Source organism: Halorubrum sp. SP9, assembly GCF_005435015.1.
Lineage (GTDB): Archaea > Halobacteriota > Halobacteria > Halobacteriales > Haloferacaceae > Halorubrum > Halorubrum sodomense.
This window is the reverse complement of record NZ_SGXU01000340.1, coordinates 1-486: the sequence shown is the minus strand read 5'-3', so window position 1 is coordinate 486 and position 486 is coordinate 1. Positions and strand designations below refer to the sequence as shown.

The window sequence follows — 486 nt, the reverse complement described above, 5'->3', positions numbered from 1 at the left end:
CTCTGTTCCGGGGTTCCGAATCTGGAGTACCTCGGAGAATGTCCCTTTGTACGGGTCACCAACAGCGCTGTTAACCGCAGCGTTAGAGTGATTCCGGCCGACCCGATTCGGAACAGCCAGCTCGATGCGGAACGGGTCCCCGTCGTCACCGTTCGGTCCCCCAACGACGCCGTCGCTGACGTACATCGCGGGCAGGTCGTCCGGATCATCGATCGCACCGTTGAGTCCTGAGCTGTCCACTCCGTCGAACAGTTCATTACCGCCAGCGATATATGGCGGATCGGTTGCTCCGTAGTCGTAGTCTCCAGTTTGGCCCCCGTCTCTAAACGCTGGACCCGCCTCGATAGCGATGTCGTCCTCGACAACGACCCGCATGTCTGCCGTCGCGTTCGCACTAGCATTGAACGCCGCCGACGAGAAGACCGCGCCGCTCCCTGTTGCTAACGCCCCGAGACCGATCACCATACTGCGTCGCTTAACCATGTG

General features: G+C 60.7%; 1 protein-coding gene. It reads right to left on the bottom strand.

Annotated features, from left to right (window positions below):
* On the bottom strand, positions 1-465 hold a 465-nt coding region (locus EXE45_RS17805; protein WP_137695114.1), incomplete at its 3' end, for a hypothetical protein.
* Between the last annotated feature and the right edge of the window lie 21 nt (positions 466-486).